The sequence below is a fragment of the Pseudomonas sp. GW823-FHT03E05 genome, assembly GCF_058796855.1.
Genome location: NZ_JBXAJB010000005.1, coordinates 568474 through 584714 on the forward strand (window position 1 = coordinate 568474; position 16241 = coordinate 584714).

Here is a 16241-nt window from a genome sequence, read left to right on the forward strand (position 1 = left end):
CACATGTCTCTTTCCCAACACGTCGCGGTCATTACCAGCGATGAGCAAGCCCTGATTGTCGCCAGCGACCTGGCGGAAGATTTCAAGCGCGACAGCGCCCTGCGCGACCGCGAGCGGCGCCTGCCGCACCCCGAGCTGGAAGCCTTTTCCCGCTCCGGCCTGTGGGGCATCAGCGTGCCCAAGGAATACGGCGGCGCCGGGGTTTCCAACGTCACCCTGGCCAAGGTCATCGCCCTGATCGCCGAGGCCGACGCCTCCCTGGGGCAGATCCCGCAGAACCATTTCTACGCCCTGGAAGTGCTGCGGGTGAATGGCAGCGAGCCGCAGAAGCAGCGGCTGTATGCCGAAGTCCTGGCCGGCCGGCGTTTCGGCAACGCCCTGGCCGAGCTGGGCACCAAGACCGCCCACGACCGCACCACCCGCCTGAGCCGCGACAGCAACGGCCCGGGCTACCGCATCGACGGGCGCAAGTTCTACGCCACCGGCGCCCTCTACGCCCAGCGCATCCCCACCTCGGTGGTGGATGAACACGGCGTGCAGCAACTGGCCTTCGTCCCCGCCGACGCCCAGGGCCTGGACGTGATCGACGACTGGAGCGGCTTCGGCCAGCGCACCACCGGCAGCGGCTCGGTGCAATTCGACAACGTGTGGGTGGACGAGGCCGACGTGGTGCCGTTCCAGAGCGCCTTCGAGCGCCCGACCCCAGTCGGCCCGCTGGCGCAGATCCTCCACGCCGCCATCGACACCGGCATCGCCCGCGCCGCCTATGAAGACGCCCTGCGCTTTGTGCGCACCAAGACCCGGCCGTGGATCGACTCCGGCAACGACAAGGCCACCGACGACCCGCTGACCATCAAGAGCTTCGGCCACCTGAGCATCCGCCTGCACGCCACCGAGGCCCTGCTGGAACGCGCCGGGGAGTTCCTCGACCGGGCCCAGGCCGACACCAACGCCGACACCGTGGCCGCCGCGTCCATCGCCGTGGCCGAGGTCCGCGCCCTGAGCACGGAAATCTCCCTGGCCGCCGGCAGCACCCTGTTCGAACTGGCGGGCAGCCAGGCGACCCTGGCCGAGCATGGCCTGGACCGCCACTGGCGCAATGCCCGGGTACACACCCTGCACGACCCGGTGCGCTGGAAGTACCACGCGGTGGGCAACTACTACCTGAACCAGCAGAACCCGCCGCTGCGGGGGACCATCTGATGGCCGCGCCACAAACCGCCAAGAAGAAGATCCTGCTCAACGCCTTCAACATGAACTGCGTCGGGCACATCAACCACGGCCTGTGGACCCACCCGCGGGACAACTCGACCCAGTACAAGACCCTCGAGTACTGGACCGAGCTGGCCCAGTTGCTGGAGCGCGGGCTGTTCGACGGGCTGTTCATCGCCGACATCGTCGGGGTCTACGACGTCTACCAGAACTCGGTGGACGTGCCCCTCAAGGAGTCGATCCAGCTGCCGGTGAACGACCCGCTGCTGCTGGTCTCGGCCATGGCCGCGGTCACCAAGAACCTGGGGTTCGGCCTCACCGCCAACCTCACCTACGAGGCGCCCTACCTGTTCGCCCGGCGCCTTTCCACCCTCGACCACCTGAGCCGTGGCCGAGTCGGCTGGAACATCGTCACCGGCTACCTGGACAGCGCCGCCCAGGCCATGGGACTCAAGGAGCAGATCGAGCACGACCGCCGCTACGACCAGGCCGACGAGTACCTGGAAGTGCTGTACAAACTCTGGGAAGGCAGTTGGGAGGACGACGCGGTCCTTAACGACCGCGAGCAACGCATCTACGCCCAGCCGGAAAAAGTGCACAAGGTCGAGCACCAGGGCGAGTTCTACCAGATCAGTGGTTACCACCTGTGCGAACCGTCGCCGCAACGCACCCCGGTGCTGTTCCAGGCCGGTAGCTCGGACCGCGGCCTGCTGTTCGCCGGGCGCCACGCCGAGTGCGTGTTCATCAGCGGGCAGAACAAGGCGGCGACCAAGGCCCAGGTGGACAAGGTCCGCGCCAGCGCCGTGGCCGCCGGGCGCAATCCCGGAGACATCAAGGTGTTCATGGGCCTCAACGTGATAGTCGGAGAGACCGAGGAACTGGCCTGGAGGAAGCACGCCGAATACCGCAGCCATGCCAGCGCCGAAGCCGGCGTGGCGCATTTTTCCGCGTCCACCGGGATCGATTTTTCCCAGTACGAGATCGACGAGCCGATCCAGTACGTGAAGAGCAATGCCATCCAGTCGGCCACCAAGAACCTGCAGAACAACGACTGGACCCGACGCAAGCTGCTGGACCAGCACGCCCTGGGCGGCCGCTACTTCACCGTGGTCGGCTCGCCGCAGCAGGTGGCCGACGACCTGGAATCCTGGATCGCCGAAACCGGCCTGGACGGCTTCAACCTGACCCGCATCGTCACCCCGGAAAGCTACATCGACTTCATCGACCTGGTCATCCCCGAACTGCAGCGCCGCGGCTCCTACAAGACCGCCTACGACGATGGCACCCTGCGGGAAAAGCTCTTCCGCCAGGGCCGCAAGCTGCCCGAACAACACACCGGCGCGGCCTACCGCCGCTAAACGCTTCGCCGGCAAGCCGGCTCCTGCACACCTCACTGTAGGCGCTGGCTAGCCAGCGAAGAGGCCCGCAAAACCTGCACATTCCCTCGCCCCGACTTGGACCCTGACCCACATGAAAAGCAAACGCCTGCGCCACCCGGTCAAAGCCCTGGCCCTCGCCCTCGGCCTGTTCAGCAGCGCCGTCTTCGCCGCCGACGCGCCGCTCAAGGTCGGCACCACCGCCGCCTTCGCCATTCCCCTGGAGGCCGCCGTGGAAGAGGCCGGCAAGCAGGGCCTGAAAGTCGAGCTGGTGGAGTTCACCGACTGGATCGCGCCCAACGTCAGCCTGGCCGCCGGTGACATCGACGTGAACTACTTCCAGCACATCCCGTTCCTGGAAAACGCCAAGGCCGCCGCCGGTTTCGACCTGGTGCCCTTCGCCCCGGGCATCATCAACAACGTCGGCCTGTACTCGAAGAAATACAAAAGCTTCGACGAACTGCCACAAGGCGCCAGCGTGGCCATCGCCAACGACCCGATCAACAGCGGGCGCGGCCTGCAACTGCTGGCCAAGGCCGGGCTGATCACCCTCAAGCCGGGCGTTGGCTACAAGGCCACCGAAGAAGACATCGTCAGCAACCCGAAGAAGATCAAGATCCTCCAGGTCGAAGCCGTGCAGCTGGTGCGCGCCTATGACGACGCTGACCTGGTCCAGGGCTACCCGGCCTACATCCGCCTGGCCAAGACCTTCGATGCCGGCTCGGCGCTGCTGTTCGACGGCCTGGACCACAAGGAATACGTGATCCAGTTCGTCATCCAGCCCAAGAGCAAGAACGACCCGCGGCTGATCAAGTTCGTCGACATCTACCAGCACTCGCCTGCCGTTCGCGACGCTCTGGACAAAGCCCACGGCAAGCTCTACCAAGCCGGCTGGGAAGGTTGAGATGAGTGTCGCGACGCTACAGCGCAAGCTGCCGGAAGCGGCGCCCCGGCGCGCCGGGCAGACCGAGCTGCACCCCGAACTGAATCGCGCCCAGGTGCGCTTTATCGGCCTGGGCAAGACCTACCAGGGCCAGCAGGGTCCGGTGCAGGCCTTGCACGATATCGACCTCTCGATCCAGCGCGGCGAGGTGTTCGGCATCATCGGCCGCAGCGGCGCCGGCAAGTCGTCGCTGATCCGCACCATCAATCGCCTGGAGCAGCCCAGCAGCGGCCGGGTGCTGATCGACCAGGTGGACATCGGCGACTTCGACGAAGACCGCCTGGTGGCCCTGCGCCGGCGCATCGGCATGATCTTCCAGCACTTCAACCTGATGTCGGCCAAGACCGTGTGGCACAACGTCGAGCTGCCGCTGAAGGTGGCCGGGGTGCCCAAGGCCGAGCGCCAGCGCAAGGTCCGCGAGCTGCTGGAACTGGTGGGCCTCAAGGACAAGCACCAGGCCTACCCGGCGCAGTTGTCCGGCGGCCAGAAGCAGCGAGTGGGGATCGCCCGGGCCCTGGTCCACGATCCCGAGATCCTGCTGTGCGACGAGGCCACTTCGGCCCTGGACCCGGAAACCACCCAGTCGATCCTCGGCCTGCTGAAAGAGATCAACCAGCGCCTGGGCCTGACCATCATCCTGATCACCCACGAGATGGCGGTGATCCGCGATATCTGCGACCGGGTGGTGGTACTGGAGCACGGGCGCATCGTCGAGCAGGGGCCGGTCTGGGAAGTCTTCGGCAACCCGCAGCACGAGGTCAGCAAGACCCTGCTGGCGCCCCTGCAGCACGGCCTGCCGGAAGAACTGCAGAACCGCCTGCAAAGCCATTCGACGTCTTCCGATGCGGCGCTGGTGCTGAGCCTGCGCTTCACCGGCAGCAGCCATGAGGAACCGGACCTGGCGGCGCTGTTCGGCGCCCTGGGCGGCCGCGTACGCCTGCTGCAAGGCGGCGTGGAACGCATCCAGGGCCACGCCCTGGGGCAACTGCTGCTGGCAGTCCAGGGCTCGTCCCTGGAGGCTGCGCAACTGCGCCAGCGCGCCGGGCAATGGGCACAGCAAGTGGAGGTACTGGGCTATGTGGTTTGATCGCTTGTTGCAGGGCATTCTCGACACCCTGCTGATGGTCGGCGTGTCCTCGCTGATTGCCCTGCTGGCGGGGATTCCCCTGGCGGTGATCCTGGTCACCAGCGGCAAGGGCGGGATCTACGAGGCGCCGAACCTGAACCGGGCGCTGGGGGCCTTTGTGAACCTGTTCCGCTCGATCCCGTTCCTGATCCTGATGGTGGCGCTGATCCCCTTTACCCGAATGATCGTCGGCACCACCTACGGCGTGTGGGCCGCCGTGGTGCCGCTGACCATCGCCGCCACGCCGTTCTTTGCGCGGATCGCCGAAGTCAGCCTGCGTGAGGTCGACCACGGCCTGATCGAGGCCGCACAGGCCATGGGTTGCCGACGCTGGCATATCGTCTGGCACGTGCTGCTGCCCGAGGCGCTGCCGGGCATCGTCGGCGGCTTCACCATCACCCTGGTGACCATGATCAACTCCTCGGCCATGGCCGGGGCGATTGGCGCGGGCGGCCTGGGGGACATTGCCTACCGCTACGGTTATCAGCGTTTCGACAGCCAGATCATGCTCACGGTGATCGTGCTGCTGGTGATTCTGGTAGCGGCGATCCAGCTGGGTGGCGACCGTCTGGCGCGGGTGCTGAACAAGCGCTGAGGGCTGTGGTGTCCGTTCGGACGCCTTCGCGAGCAAGCTCGCTCCTACCAAGGACGATGATCATCCCGTAGGAGCGAGCTCGCTCGCGAACAGGCCGCCAGGCCGTCATTGGCGGTATATTGGCCGCCTCCTCTCTAGCCACGCAGCCCGCCATGAAACTCGCCCCCGACGATCTCGACAGCATCACCGCAACCACCCTCGGCCACTACCAGCAGGTGGCCGAAGACTTTCGTGAAGGCACCCGCGACCACGACGTCAGCCAGAACATCGACGCGCTGCTGCGGCACATCCAGGGCCCGGCGCCATTCACCGTGCTGGATTTTGGCTGCGGACCCGGCCGCGACCTGCAGGCCTTTACCCGCCTGGGCCATGTCGCCGTCGGCCTCGACGGCTGCGAGCGCTTCGCCCAGATGGCCCGGGAAGACAGTGGCTGCGAGGTCTGGCAGCAGGACTTCCTCAAGCTCGACCTGCCGGCTGAACGCTTCGACGGGATCTTCGCCAACGCGGTGCTGTTCCACATTCCCCGCCAGGAACTGCCGCGGGTGCTCAAGCAACTGCATGCCTGCCTGAAGGACGGCGGCGTGCTGTTCAGCTCCAATCCCCGGGGTGACAACCAGGAAGGCTGGAACGGCCCGCGCTATGGTGCCTACCACGACCTGGCGGCCTGGCAGGCGTTGCTGACGGATGCCGGGTTCGTCGAGCTGGAACACTACTACCGCCCCGCCGGCCTGCCTCGGGAACAGCAACCGTGGCTGGCCAGCGTCTGGCGCAAGGCCTGATCCCCCTGCGAGGAGCCGGCTCGCCAGCGCCTATGAGGCCGTGGGCCGGGTGCGCTCGGTGTCCTTGCTCGGTTCCTTGATCTTGTACCAGGCCACGTACAGCGCCGGGAGGAACAGCAGGGTGAGCAAGGTGGCAACGATGATGCCGCCGATCATGGCGTAGGCCATCGGCCCCCAGAACACTTCCCGGGCAATCGGGATCATCCCCAGGCTGGCCGCCGCCGCGGTCAGCAGGATCGGCCGCCGTCGATGGTGGGTGGCTTCCAGCACCGCGTCCCAGGGGTGATAGCCCTCACGCTCGTATTCGTCGATCTGGGTCACCAGGATCACCGAGTTGCGGATGATGATGCCGATCAGCGCCAGGATCCCGAGGATCGCCACAAAGCCCATGGGCGTGCCCGTGGGCACCAGGGCCAGGACCACGCCGATCAGCCCCAGGGGCGCCACGCTGGCCACCAGGAACAGCTTCTGCACGCTGTGCAGCTGGATCATCAGGAAGGTCGCCATGAGGAACAGCATCAGCGGCACCACCTTGGCGATCGGCCCCTGGGCCTTGCCGCTTTCCTCCACGGTGCCGCCGGTGGCCACCGAATAGCCGGCGGGCAGTTGCGCGGCGAAATGGTCGATGTCCGGCTTCAGTTGCTTGACCAGGTCGGTGGGCTGGATCGCATCGCGCACCGCGGCCTTGATGGTGATGGTCGGCTTGCGGTCGCGACGCCACACCAGCGGCTGCTCCAGCTCGTAGCGCACGCTGGCGAACGCCAGCAGCGGGATCGAAGTGCCGTTGGGGGTGACGATCTGCAGGTTCTGCAGGGTTTCCGGGGAGCCGCGCTCGTTGTCGTCGGCGCGACCGACCACGTTGATCAGGTAGATGTCGTCATGCACCTGGGTCACGGTGGAGCCGCTGACGATGCTGTTCATCAACTGCGCCACGTCTTCGGAGGACAGCCCCAGTTGCCGCGCCTTGTCCTGGGCGATGTCGATGCGCAGCACTTTGCCGGGCTCGTTCCAGTCATAGATGATCTCGCCGATGTGCGGGTTCTTGTCCAGCTCGGTGGCCAGTTCGATGGCGTGCTTGCGCACCTGGTCGATGTCCTTGCCACTGACCCGGTATTGAATCGGCCGCCCCACCGGCGGGCCCATTTCCAGGGCCTGCACATAGCTGCCGATGCCGACGAAATCTTCCCGCAGGCGTTTCTGCAAGCGCTGGGTCAGGGCCGTGCGCTGCTCCAGGCCCTTGCTGACGATCACCAGCTGAGCGTAGTAGGGGTTCTGCAGTTGCTGGTCCAGGGGCAGGTAGAAACGGATCGCGCCCTCGCCGATATAGGTGCTCCAGCGCTCGATGTCCGGGTCGTCCTTGAGGGTGGCCTCCAGGCGGTCCACGGCCTGGCGGGTCTCGTTGATCGAAGCGTTCTGCGGCAGGTTGAGGTCAACGAGGATCTCCGGCCGGTCCGATGACGGGAAGAACTGGTTCTGCACGAAACGCATGCAGAACACCGAAGCCACGAACAGCAGCACGGTGATGCCGATGGCCCACCAGCGGTTGCGCATGGCCCACAGCAGGCCACCGTTGAAGGTCCGTCCGATACACCCCGGCTCATCGGAATGGGGTTTGACGTTGGTGCTGAGGATGTGGATGCCGATCACCGGGGCAAACAGCACCGCCACGATCCACGACACCAGCATGGCCACCGCGATCACCGCGAACAGGGTAAAGGTGTACTCACCGGCAGAACTGGCGTTGAGGCCGATGGGCACGAAGCCGGCCACGGTCACCAGGGTCCCGGTGAGCATGGGAAAGGCGGTGGAGGTGTAGGCGAAGGTCGCTGCCTGCTCCTTGCTCTCGCCCTTCTCCAGCCGCGTGACCATCATTTCCACGGTGATCATCGCGTCATCCACCAGCAGCCCCAGGGCGATGATCAGCGCCCCCAGGGAGATCCGCTGCATGGTGATGCCGCTGTACTCCATGAACACGAATACCATGGCCAGCACCAGCGGAATCGAGCAGGCCACCACCAGCCCGGCGCGGACCCCGAGGCTGATGAAACTCACCACCAGCACGATGATCACCGCCTCGAACAGGGCACTGGTGAAACCGCCCACTGCCTCTTCCACCACCTCGGCCTGGTCGGAAACCTTGTGCACCCCGACGCCCACCGGCAGGTCGGCGGTGAGCTGGTCCATGCGGGCGTGCAAGGCCTTGCCGAAGTCCTGGATGTTGCCGCCCTTCTTCATGGCGATCGCCAGGCCGATGGCCGGCTTGCCATTGAAGCGGAACAGCGGCGTGGAAGGGTCGACATAGCCGCGGCTGATCTCGGCGATGTCCGCCAGCCGGTAGAAGCGGTCGTTGAGCCGCAGGTTGACCGTGGCCAGGTCCTTCTCCGAGGCGAACTGCCCGGACGTGCGCACCGAGATGCGCTCCGGCCCAGCCTCGATCACCCCGGCCGGGGTCACCGCGTTCTGCGATTGCAGGCTCTGCAGGACCTGGCGCTGGTCGATGCCCAGGGCCGCCAGCTTGCGGGTGGAGAAGTTCAGGTAAATGACTTCGTCCTGCTCGCCGACCATCTCCACCTTGCCCAGGTTCGGCACCTCACGGATCTGCGCCCGTACCTGTTCCACGTAGTCGCGCAGCTGGCGCATGCTCAGGCCATCGGCGGTGAAGGCGTAGATCGAGCCGAACACATCGCCGAACTCATCGTTGAACCCCGGGCCCTGCAGGCCCTGGGGAAAGTCGCCGCGGATGTCGTTGATCTTCTTGCGCACCTGGTACCAGATCTCGGGAATGTCCTTGGCACTGGTGGTGTCGCGCAGGTAGACGAAAACCGTCGATTCGCCGGGGCGGGTGTAGCTTTTCACGTAGTCCAGCGAGTCCAGCTCTTCGAGTTTCTTCTCGATGCGGTCGGTGACCTGCTTCAGGGTTTCTTCCTGGGTCGCACCGGGCCAGCGGGTCTGGATGACCATGGTCTTGATGGTGAAGGACGGGTCTTCCTCGCGCCCCAAATTCATGTAGGAAAACACGCCCATCAGCAGCGCGACGAACATCAGGTACCAGACGAAGGACTGATGCTTGATCGCCCACTCGGACAGGTTGAAGCTCCCTTTGCTGTCGGGCGTCATTGTGCGCGGTCCTCATCGATTTTGACTTTCTGCCCCGGCTTGAGGCTGTTGACCCCGGCACTGACCACCCGCTCGCCGGACTTGACGCCCTGGCTGATCAACGCCGAAGCGCTGTCGCGGCTGAGCACCGTGACCTCGCGCGGAGCCACCGTCTGGCTCTGGGGGTCGACGACCCAGATCCGGGTCTTGCCCTGCACCTCTTGCAGGGCGGTCAGCGGCACCTCGGTGCGCGGCTCGATGGCCGAGCTCAGGGTCACGCTGATGGCGGTGCCCAGGCGAAAGGCCGCGGGCGTGTCCTTGAGGGTCAGGCGGGCGCGGCGGGTACGGGTTGCACTCTGGGCCTGGGGTTCGATCTCACGCACCGTGGCGGTGGTGCTGATGCTCGGATCCAGCTGTGCCGCGACCTTGAATTCCACACCGGCCGGCAACTGGTCCACCAGGCTGGCCGGCAGGTCGATCACCGCTTCCTTGATCTCCGGCCGGGCCAGGGTCACCACTTGCTGGCCGGCGGTCACCACCTGCCCGGCCTCGGCGTTCCAGGCGGTGATCACGCCCCCGTGATCGCTGCGCAGTTCGCTGTAGTTGAGCTGGTCCCGGGCCTGGCGTACCGAGGCCTTGGCCTGGTCCAGGGAGGCACCGGTGGTCTTCAGGTCGGTCTGGGCGATGTCCAGTTGCGCCTGGGCGCCCACGCCGCGATCGAACAGTTCCTGCTGGCGCCTGGCATTGGCCTGGGCGTTGATCCACTGCGCCTCGACCTTGGCCAGGTCGCCCTGGGCGGCCCGCAGCTGGTTCTGCTGGTCGGTGGGGTCCAGAGTGGCCAGCAAGTCCCCGGGGCCCACTTCGGCACCGACATCGACATTGCGGTTGGCAATGCGCCCCGGCACCCGGAAGCCCAGGTTGGTCTCGTAGCGGGCCTGGATGGTGCCGGCAAAACGCCCCAGGCTTTCCTCGGCCTGGGGCGCCACCCGGAACGACAGCACCGGGCGCACCGGCTCCGGCGCCGGCTCTTCCCTGGAGCAGCCCAGCAACAAGGCGCTGGCACACAACAACGGCAGCAGGCGCTTCATGGCTGTGCTCCCTGGTCGCTCGTTTGCGAGGCGATCTCCACGAACATCCCCGGGTGCAGCAACTGCCCACCCGCCACCACCACTTTCTCGCCGCCCTTGAGGCCGTCGCTGATGATCACCTTGCCGGTGAGGTAGCGCCCGACCTTCACCGTGTGCAGGGCCGTCTTGCCGTCCTCGCCCACCAGCCACACGGCAGGCTCGCTGAGATTCTTGGTCAGGGCCGACCAGGGCAGCACCACACTGGCCTTGCCATGGGCCCGGGCGGTGGCGCTGACCACCGAGCCCAGGTCCATGCCCGCCGGCAACGAATCGAGCACCACCTTGACCTGCACCGTGCCGCTCTGGGCCGAGACCACCGGCGTCACCTCGCGCACCTTGCCGGTGGTGGTCACCTTGGGGTTGTCCAGCAGGCTGATGTGAATGGTTTCCTGGCCCGGTGGCTGCATCAGCAGCGACTCGTAGACGTTGAACACCGCATCGCGCTCGCCATCCCGGGCCAGGCTGAAGATCGGCACCGTGGCCTGCACCACCTGGCCGACCTCGGCCTGGCGCGCGGTGATCACCCCCGGAGCCTCGGCCACCAGCTCGGTGTAGCTCAGTTGCTCGCGGGCGTTGGCCAGTTGCGCCTGGGCCGCGCTCAGGGCGCTCTGGCTGCTGCGCAGGGCGGCCTGGGCCGAATCGTATTCGCTCTGGCTGGTGTAGCCCTTGGGCAAGAGCTTCTGCTGGCGGACAAACGCCGCGCCGGCCTGCTTGACCCGGGCCTGCTCGGCGAACACCGAGGCCGCGGCAGAATCGACATTGGTCTGCAGGTCCTTGGGATCGAGCTTGGCCAGCACCTGTTGCGCGGTAACCCGATCGCCGACATCGACCATGCGCTGGATGATCTTGCCGCCGACGCGGAACGACAGTTCGGTCTGCACCCGGGCCTGGACGTCACCGGTCAGGGTCACCGAAGGGGCGAAGTCACTGCTCTGCACCTCCAGGATGCGCACCCGCGGGCGCTCCTTTTCCCCGGGCTTTTCCGCCCCGCAGCCGCCAAGCAGCAGCAACAGGGTCAATCCCACTATCCACTTCGAATTGAACGCAGCCATGCAGGCTCCTTTTGCGTGATGCTGTCTCGCCAGTGACGTTACGACTGTGAGCTTAGAACAGGGTTCAACCGCTGCACGCCAGTCTCATCAGAGAGGGTTTCGGTGGCGCGGAGCTTGCTCCCGCTGACCGGCCGGCACCCCGGGGCGCAGCAGCCGCAACGGCCCTCGACGCGCTCTATCCTGGCAAGCACAACGTCGGTTTCGAGGGCCGCCGCAAGCAAGCTGCGGCTTCACAAATCAGGCACACTGCGCACCACGCAACAGGAGACCCGGCATGCTCAAGACCCTGGCAGTGGCCAACTACCGCTCCATCAACAAACTGGTAATTCCCCTGGGTCGGCTGAACCTGGTCACCGGCGCCAACGGCAGCGGCAAGTCCAACCTGTACCGCGCCCTGCGCCTGCTGGCGGAGACCGCCCAGGGCGGCGTGGTCAACGCCCTGGCCAAGGAAGGCGGGCTGGAATCGACGTATTGGGCCGGGCCGGAACAGATCAGCCGACGCATGAGCCAAGGCGAGGTGCCGATCCAGGGCGGGCCACGCAAGGCCGCCAGACGCCTGCAACTGGGCTTTGCCGGTGAGGACTTCGGGTACGCAATCAGCCTGGGGCTGCCGGATTCCAGCGGCCATTTCATGTTGCCCGGGCACAGCTCGCCGATTGCCTCGCGCTTCACTCTCGACCCGTGGATCAAGCGCGAGAGCATCTGGGGCGGGCCCCTGTACCGCTCGGCCAGTGCCCTGGTGGACCGCCAGGGCCCGATGATACGAGCCCGTGCGGGCCGCCAATGGGAGGTGCTGGCGCAGCACACGAGCAGCGGCGACAGCCTGTTCGACCGGGTGGGCAACCTGAGTTCATCGCCCGAGGTCCTGCATCTGCGCGAGCAGATCCGTGGCTGGCGTTTTTATGACCACTTGCGCACCGACAGCCAGGCACCCGCGCGCCGACCACAACTGGGCACCCGCACCCCGGTGCTGCACCACGATGGCCGGGACCTGGCCGCCGCGTTGCAGACCATCATCGAAGTGGGCGATCAGCAGGCATTGCACGAAACCATCAGCGATGCCTTCCCGGAGTCGCGGCTGGAGATCGATGCCGTTCCGGGGGGGCTGTTCGGGGTGCAGTTCTATCAGGAAGGCCTGTTGCGACCGTTGTCGGCCGCGGAACTGTCCGACGGCACCTTGCGCTACCTGTTGCTGGTAGCGGCCCTGCTGACCCCACGACCACCGACCCTGATGGTGCTCAACGAACCGGAGACCAGCCTGCACCCGGACCTTTTGCCGGCCCTGGCGCGCCTGATCATTCGCGCCTCGCAGCAGTGCCAGGTGTGGGTGGTGTCCCACGCCCGGCGGCTGATCGCAGCCTTGCAGCAAGACCCCGAATGCAACTGCATCGTGCTGGAGAAACAACTGGGCCAGACCGGCATCGTCGGCCAGCGCATGCTGGACGAACCGGCGTGGAACTGGCCCGATTGACCCCTCCCCGCCGGCCCCGACTGCCATGCCCCCCGTAGGAGCCAGCTTGCTGGCGAAGAGGCCCTTAAGCCCTGCACCGTTCTCACGGACGCCTTCGCTGGCAAGCCAGCTCCTACAAATACACCCTCTGTAGGAGCCAGCTTGCTGGCGAAGAGGCCCTCAAGCCCCGCACCGTCCTCGCGGACGCCTTCGCTGGCAAGCCAGCTCCTACGCGGAGGGAGGAGGGGTCAGCCCTGCCACTTGCCGCCTTCGACAATCACGCTCTCGGGCTTGGTGTCGTCGCTCAGTTCCTTGCGCACGTACTGGTCATACAGCTTGAGCAGGTACTTCTCCTCGCCCAGCTTGGCCAGTTCGGCATTCACCCAGTCCCGCAGTTCGATGTTGCCCTTCTTCACCGCCGGGGCGATCGGCGCCTGCTCGCCCAGGGTCTGCGGCAATACGCGGTAGCCCGGGTTCTGCTTGGACCAGCTGAACAGGATCAGGTTGTCCTGGGCATAGGCGTCACCGCGACCGTTGGCCAGGGCCTGCAGGGATTCAGTGTTCTTCTCGAACTTGAGCAGCTTCCAGTCCGGGTGGTTCTGGGTCAGCCAGATGTCCGCGGTGGTGCCGGTGGTGACGATGGTGGTGCGGCTCGCCAGGTCATCCAGGCTCTTCACTTCACTGCCTTCAGGCACCAGGGCCTGGACCGCCACCTTGAGGTTGGGGTTGGTGAACTCCACCGCCTCCTTGCGCTCCGGGGTCACGGTCATGTTGGCCAGGATCAGGTCGACCTTGTCGCTCTGCAGGAAGGGAATGCGGCTGGCCGGTTCCACGGCGACGAATTCAACCTTGTTCTCGTCCCCCAACAGGTCCTTGGCGAATTGCCGGCCGATGTCGGTATCGAAGCCCACGTAGCGCCCGGTTTCATCGACGAAACCGAACGGCGGCTTGTCGGTGAATACACCGACGATCAGCTTGTCCCGGGCCTTGATCTTGTCCAGGTAGCCGGCCGCCGGCGCGGCGCTGGCGGCCGTGGCCGCAGGCTTGGGTGCATCATTGGATTTATCGCAGCCGGCCAGCAGGGCCAGACCGAACAGCGGCAGTAACAACAGCGAAGACTTGGCAGTTTTCATAAGAGCTCCAGTTCCTTTTTAGGGGCTTTCTTGGGCAGTGCTTCAACGAAGGAGAACTTCTCCAGGAACTGCTGCGCGCGTGCGCTCTGCGGGTTCGTGAAGAAAGCCTCGGGGGTGTTCTGTTCCACGATGCGCCCGCCGTCCATGAACACGACACGGTCGGCCACGGCCCGGGCGAAGGCCATTTCATGGGTGACAATCAACAGGGTCATGCCGTCGCGGGCCAGGCCCTGGATCACTTGCAGCACTTCCTTGACCATCTCCGGGTCCAGCGCCGCGGTGACCTCGTCGAACAGCATCACCTGGGGGTTCATGCACAACGAACGGACGATGGCGATGCGTTGCTGCTGGCCGCCGGAAAGCTGCCGGGGAAAGGCCTCGCGCTTGTCCAGCAGGCCCACTCGTTCCAGCAGCGCCTCGGCCTGGGCCCGGGCTTCCCGGGGCTCGCGCTTCTGTACCTTGAGCGGCCCCAGGAGGATGTTGTCCAGCACGTTCATGTGGGGAAACAGGTGATAGCTCTGGAACACCATGCCGATCTGCTGGCGCACCTGGCGCCAGTCGGTGGCGGGGCTCAGCAGTTCGCGCCCGGCAAAACGCAGGTGGCCGCTGTGGGCGGTTTCCAGGCCGTTGAGGCAGCGCAGCAAGGTGCTCTTGCCGCAGCCGCTGGGGCCGAGGATGACGATCACCTCACCCGCCGCCACGCAGAGGTCCACTTCCTTTAGCACCTGCTGCGGGCCGAAGAATTTGTTGAAACCCTGGAACTCGATCAATGCGCTCATGCTTGCGTCCAGCGCCGTTCCAGCACGCGGGAGGCGGCTGACAACGGGTAGCAGATAAAGAAGAAAAACAGAAACAGCACGCCGTAGATCAGCACCGACTCGTAGGTGCGCTCGATGATCTGCTGGCCGACCTTGATCACGTCCACCACGCCGATCAGCACTGCCAGGGAGCTGGTCTTGATGATCCGCGTGTAGACGTTGATGGTCGGTGGCGTCATGCGTTTCAGCGCCTGGGGCAGCAACACGTAGCCGTACAACTGGGCACCGGAAAGGCCGATGGACAGCCCTGCCTCACGCTGGCCCCGGGGCAGGGACTGCAGCGCCCCGCGCACCACCTCGCCGACCTCGCTGGCGCCCCACAGCGACAGCACCAGCACCGCGCAGGTGAAGCTGGGAATGCTGAGGCCGAAGAAGATCGGAAAGCCGAAGAACAGCAGGTACAGCCAGACCAGCACCGGAATGGCCCGGAACAGCTCCAGGTAGATCCGCAGCGGCACGTCCAGCACCTTGCGCTGCAGGCTGCGCAGCACGCCGTAGAGCACGCCGCCCAGGGTGCTGAAGGCAATGCTCAGCAAGGAAATCGACAAGGTCTGCGCAGCGCCCCTGGCCAGTTGCGGCAGGGACACCAGCAACAGCTCAAGACCCGAACTGGCCATGCTGCAACCTCCTTTCCAGACGGCTGAGCAACAGCGACAGGGGCAGGAACAACAGCACGCAGATCAGCGTCAGCACCGCGAGCATTTCGTAGGTCTTGTAGTACAGGGCGATGTAGCTCTTGGTGGTGTAGAGAATTTCCGGCACCGCCACCGCCGAGACCACGGTGGTTTCCTTGAGCAGGAAAATGAAATTGGCGAACAGCGATGGCAGGCTGAGGATCCCGGCCTGGGGCAGGATCACGTAGCGCAGCAACTGCCACTGCGACAGGCCGATGGAACGCCCCGACTCCAGCTGCGCCTGGGGCACGGCTTCCACGCCGGCCCGCAGCACCTCGGTGAGGTAGGCGCCGCCAAGAAAAGTCATGGTGATGATCGCCGCGGTGAAGCCGGAGACCTTGATCCCCAGGGCCGGCAAGGCGAAGTAGACGAAGAACAGCTGGATCAGCAGCGGTGTGTTGCGCGCCAGTTCCACGTACAGGCCGATCAGCCGGTGCAGGTAAGGGGTGCGAAATACCAGGAGCGTGGCGTTGATCAGGGCCACCAGCAGGGAAGTGCCGATGGCGATCAGGCCGACCTGCAGGGTTACCCCAACGGCTTTGAGAAAGGCCGGCAGGGTGCTGAGGATAAAGGCGTAGTCGAGGGTCATTGAAAGTCCTGGACGCCGCTGGGGTACAGCGGCGGTGGTGCAGTCCATGGGGCGATGGGTAACCGCCCGGCTGCCGCGACTTTATAGCTATAAAAAGCAGAATTTAAATACCGTTAAGGCATATTGATATCACCCAAAAACCTAACCCGCGGATTTGCCGGGCTGGCGCAGGGCTACTACCTTTTCTACCGGGTCGAACGGAGCTTTCGCGCCCATCCCCCCACTGGACGCTGCACCTCTCAAGGACGACCACCATGGCCGATGCAAAGAC

At 65.5% G+C, this 16241-nt stretch carries 14 protein-coding genes; 7 read left to right on the top strand and 7 right to left on the bottom strand.

All coding sequences use genetic code 11. From position 1 onward, the window contains the following. Positions 1 to 3: 3 nt before the first annotated feature. The 6 genes from AC1RCO_RS22935 to AC1RCO_RS22960 all read left to right on the top strand — a co-directional run bounded on the left by AC1RCO_RS22935 (position 4) and on the right by AC1RCO_RS22960 (position 6031). Entirely contained in the window at positions 4 to 1203 is a 1200-nt protein-coding gene (locus tag AC1RCO_RS22935) for an SfnB family sulfur acquisition oxidoreductase (protein ID WP_015633742.1), read from the top strand. Continuing rightward, positions 1203 to 2570, top strand: coding sequence for an LLM class flavin-dependent oxidoreductase (locus AC1RCO_RS22940; RefSeq protein ID WP_492618074.1), 1368 nt, complete (start codon positions 1203 to 1205; stop codon positions 2568 to 2570). The genes AC1RCO_RS22935 and AC1RCO_RS22940 overlap by 1 nt, the downstream gene beginning before the upstream one ends. Before the next feature lie 112 nt (positions 2571 to 2682). Beyond that, complete coding sequence (locus AC1RCO_RS22945) at positions 2683 to 3492, top strand: MetQ/NlpA family ABC transporter substrate-binding protein (protein WP_492618075.1); 810 nt, start codon at positions 2683 to 2685, stop codon at positions 3490 to 3492. A gap of 1 nt (position 3493) precedes the next feature. Then, positions 3494 to 4618, top strand: a complete 1125-nt coding sequence (locus AC1RCO_RS22950; protein WP_492618076.1) for a methionine ABC transporter ATP-binding protein — start codon at positions 3494 to 3496, stop codon at positions 4616 to 4618. Continuing rightward, the gene (locus AC1RCO_RS22955) at positions 4608 to 5252 is read left to right on the top strand and encodes a methionine ABC transporter permease (protein WP_015633738.1); all 645 of its coding nucleotides are present in this window, start codon (positions 4608 to 4610) and stop codon (positions 5250 to 5252) included. The genes AC1RCO_RS22950 and AC1RCO_RS22955 overlap by 11 nt, the downstream gene beginning before the upstream one ends. A gap of 152 nt (positions 5253 to 5404) precedes the next feature. Then, the gene (locus tag AC1RCO_RS22960) at positions 5405 to 6031 is read left to right on the top strand and encodes a class I SAM-dependent methyltransferase (protein ID WP_065364774.1); all 627 of its coding nucleotides are present in this window, start codon (positions 5405 to 5407) and stop codon (positions 6029 to 6031) included. Positions 6032 to 6061: 30 nt separating this feature from the next. On the opposite strand, the gene AC1RCO_RS22965 is transcribed toward AC1RCO_RS22960, so the two are convergent. Genes AC1RCO_RS22965 through AC1RCO_RS22975 form a run of 3 tightly spaced genes read right to left on the bottom strand, consistent with a single transcriptional unit; the run spans position 6062 to position 11306 of the window. Further along, positions 6062 to 9148 (bottom strand): efflux RND transporter permease subunit, encoded by a 3087-nt coding sequence (locus AC1RCO_RS22965; RefSeq protein ID WP_492618077.1) that lies wholly within the window; start codon positions 9146 to 9148, stop codon positions 6062 to 6064. After that, positions 9145 to 10215, bottom strand: a complete 1071-nt coding sequence (locus AC1RCO_RS22970; protein ID WP_492618078.1) for an efflux RND transporter periplasmic adaptor subunit — start codon at positions 10213 to 10215, stop codon at positions 9145 to 9147. The genes AC1RCO_RS22965 and AC1RCO_RS22970 overlap by 4 nt, the downstream gene beginning before the upstream one ends. Next, positions 10212 to 11306, bottom strand: a complete 1095-nt coding sequence (locus AC1RCO_RS22975) for an efflux RND transporter periplasmic adaptor subunit (RefSeq protein ID WP_011058616.1) — start codon at positions 11304 to 11306, stop codon at positions 10212 to 10214. The genes AC1RCO_RS22970 and AC1RCO_RS22975 overlap by 4 nt, the downstream gene beginning before the upstream one ends. Before the next feature lie 274 nt (positions 11307 to 11580). On the opposite strand from AC1RCO_RS22975, the gene AC1RCO_RS22980 reads away from it, so the two are divergent. After that, positions 11581 to 12777, top strand: coding sequence for an AAA family ATPase (locus AC1RCO_RS22980; RefSeq protein WP_011058615.1), 1197 nt, complete (start codon positions 11581 to 11583; stop codon positions 12775 to 12777). Positions 12778 to 13004: 227 nt separating this feature from the next. On the opposite strand, the gene AC1RCO_RS22985 is transcribed toward AC1RCO_RS22980, so the two are convergent. From AC1RCO_RS22985 to AC1RCO_RS23000, 4 genes are read right to left on the bottom strand one after another with little or no spacing between them, the layout of a single operon-like run. After that, entirely contained in the window at positions 13005 to 13889 is an 885-nt protein-coding gene (locus AC1RCO_RS22985; protein ID WP_019095357.1) for a transporter substrate-binding domain-containing protein, read from the bottom strand. Beyond that, positions 13886 to 14668, bottom strand: a complete 783-nt coding sequence (locus AC1RCO_RS22990) for an amino acid ABC transporter ATP-binding protein (protein WP_011058613.1) — start codon at positions 14666 to 14668, stop codon at positions 13886 to 13888. The genes AC1RCO_RS22985 and AC1RCO_RS22990 overlap by 4 nt, the downstream gene beginning before the upstream one ends. Beyond that, positions 14665 to 15324: an amino acid ABC transporter permease gene (locus AC1RCO_RS22995; RefSeq protein WP_011058612.1), complete on the bottom strand. Its 660-nt coding sequence runs from the start codon at positions 15322 to 15324 to the stop codon at positions 14665 to 14667. The genes AC1RCO_RS22990 and AC1RCO_RS22995 overlap by 4 nt, the downstream gene beginning before the upstream one ends. Then, positions 15305 to 15970 carry an amino acid ABC transporter permease gene (locus AC1RCO_RS23000; protein ID WP_011058611.1) on the bottom strand — a complete coding sequence of 222 codons (666 nt, stop codon included), beginning with the start codon at positions 15968 to 15970 and terminating at the stop codon, positions 15305 to 15307. The genes AC1RCO_RS22995 and AC1RCO_RS23000 overlap by 20 nt, the downstream gene beginning before the upstream one ends. Between the last annotated feature and the right edge of the window lie 271 nt (positions 15971 to 16241).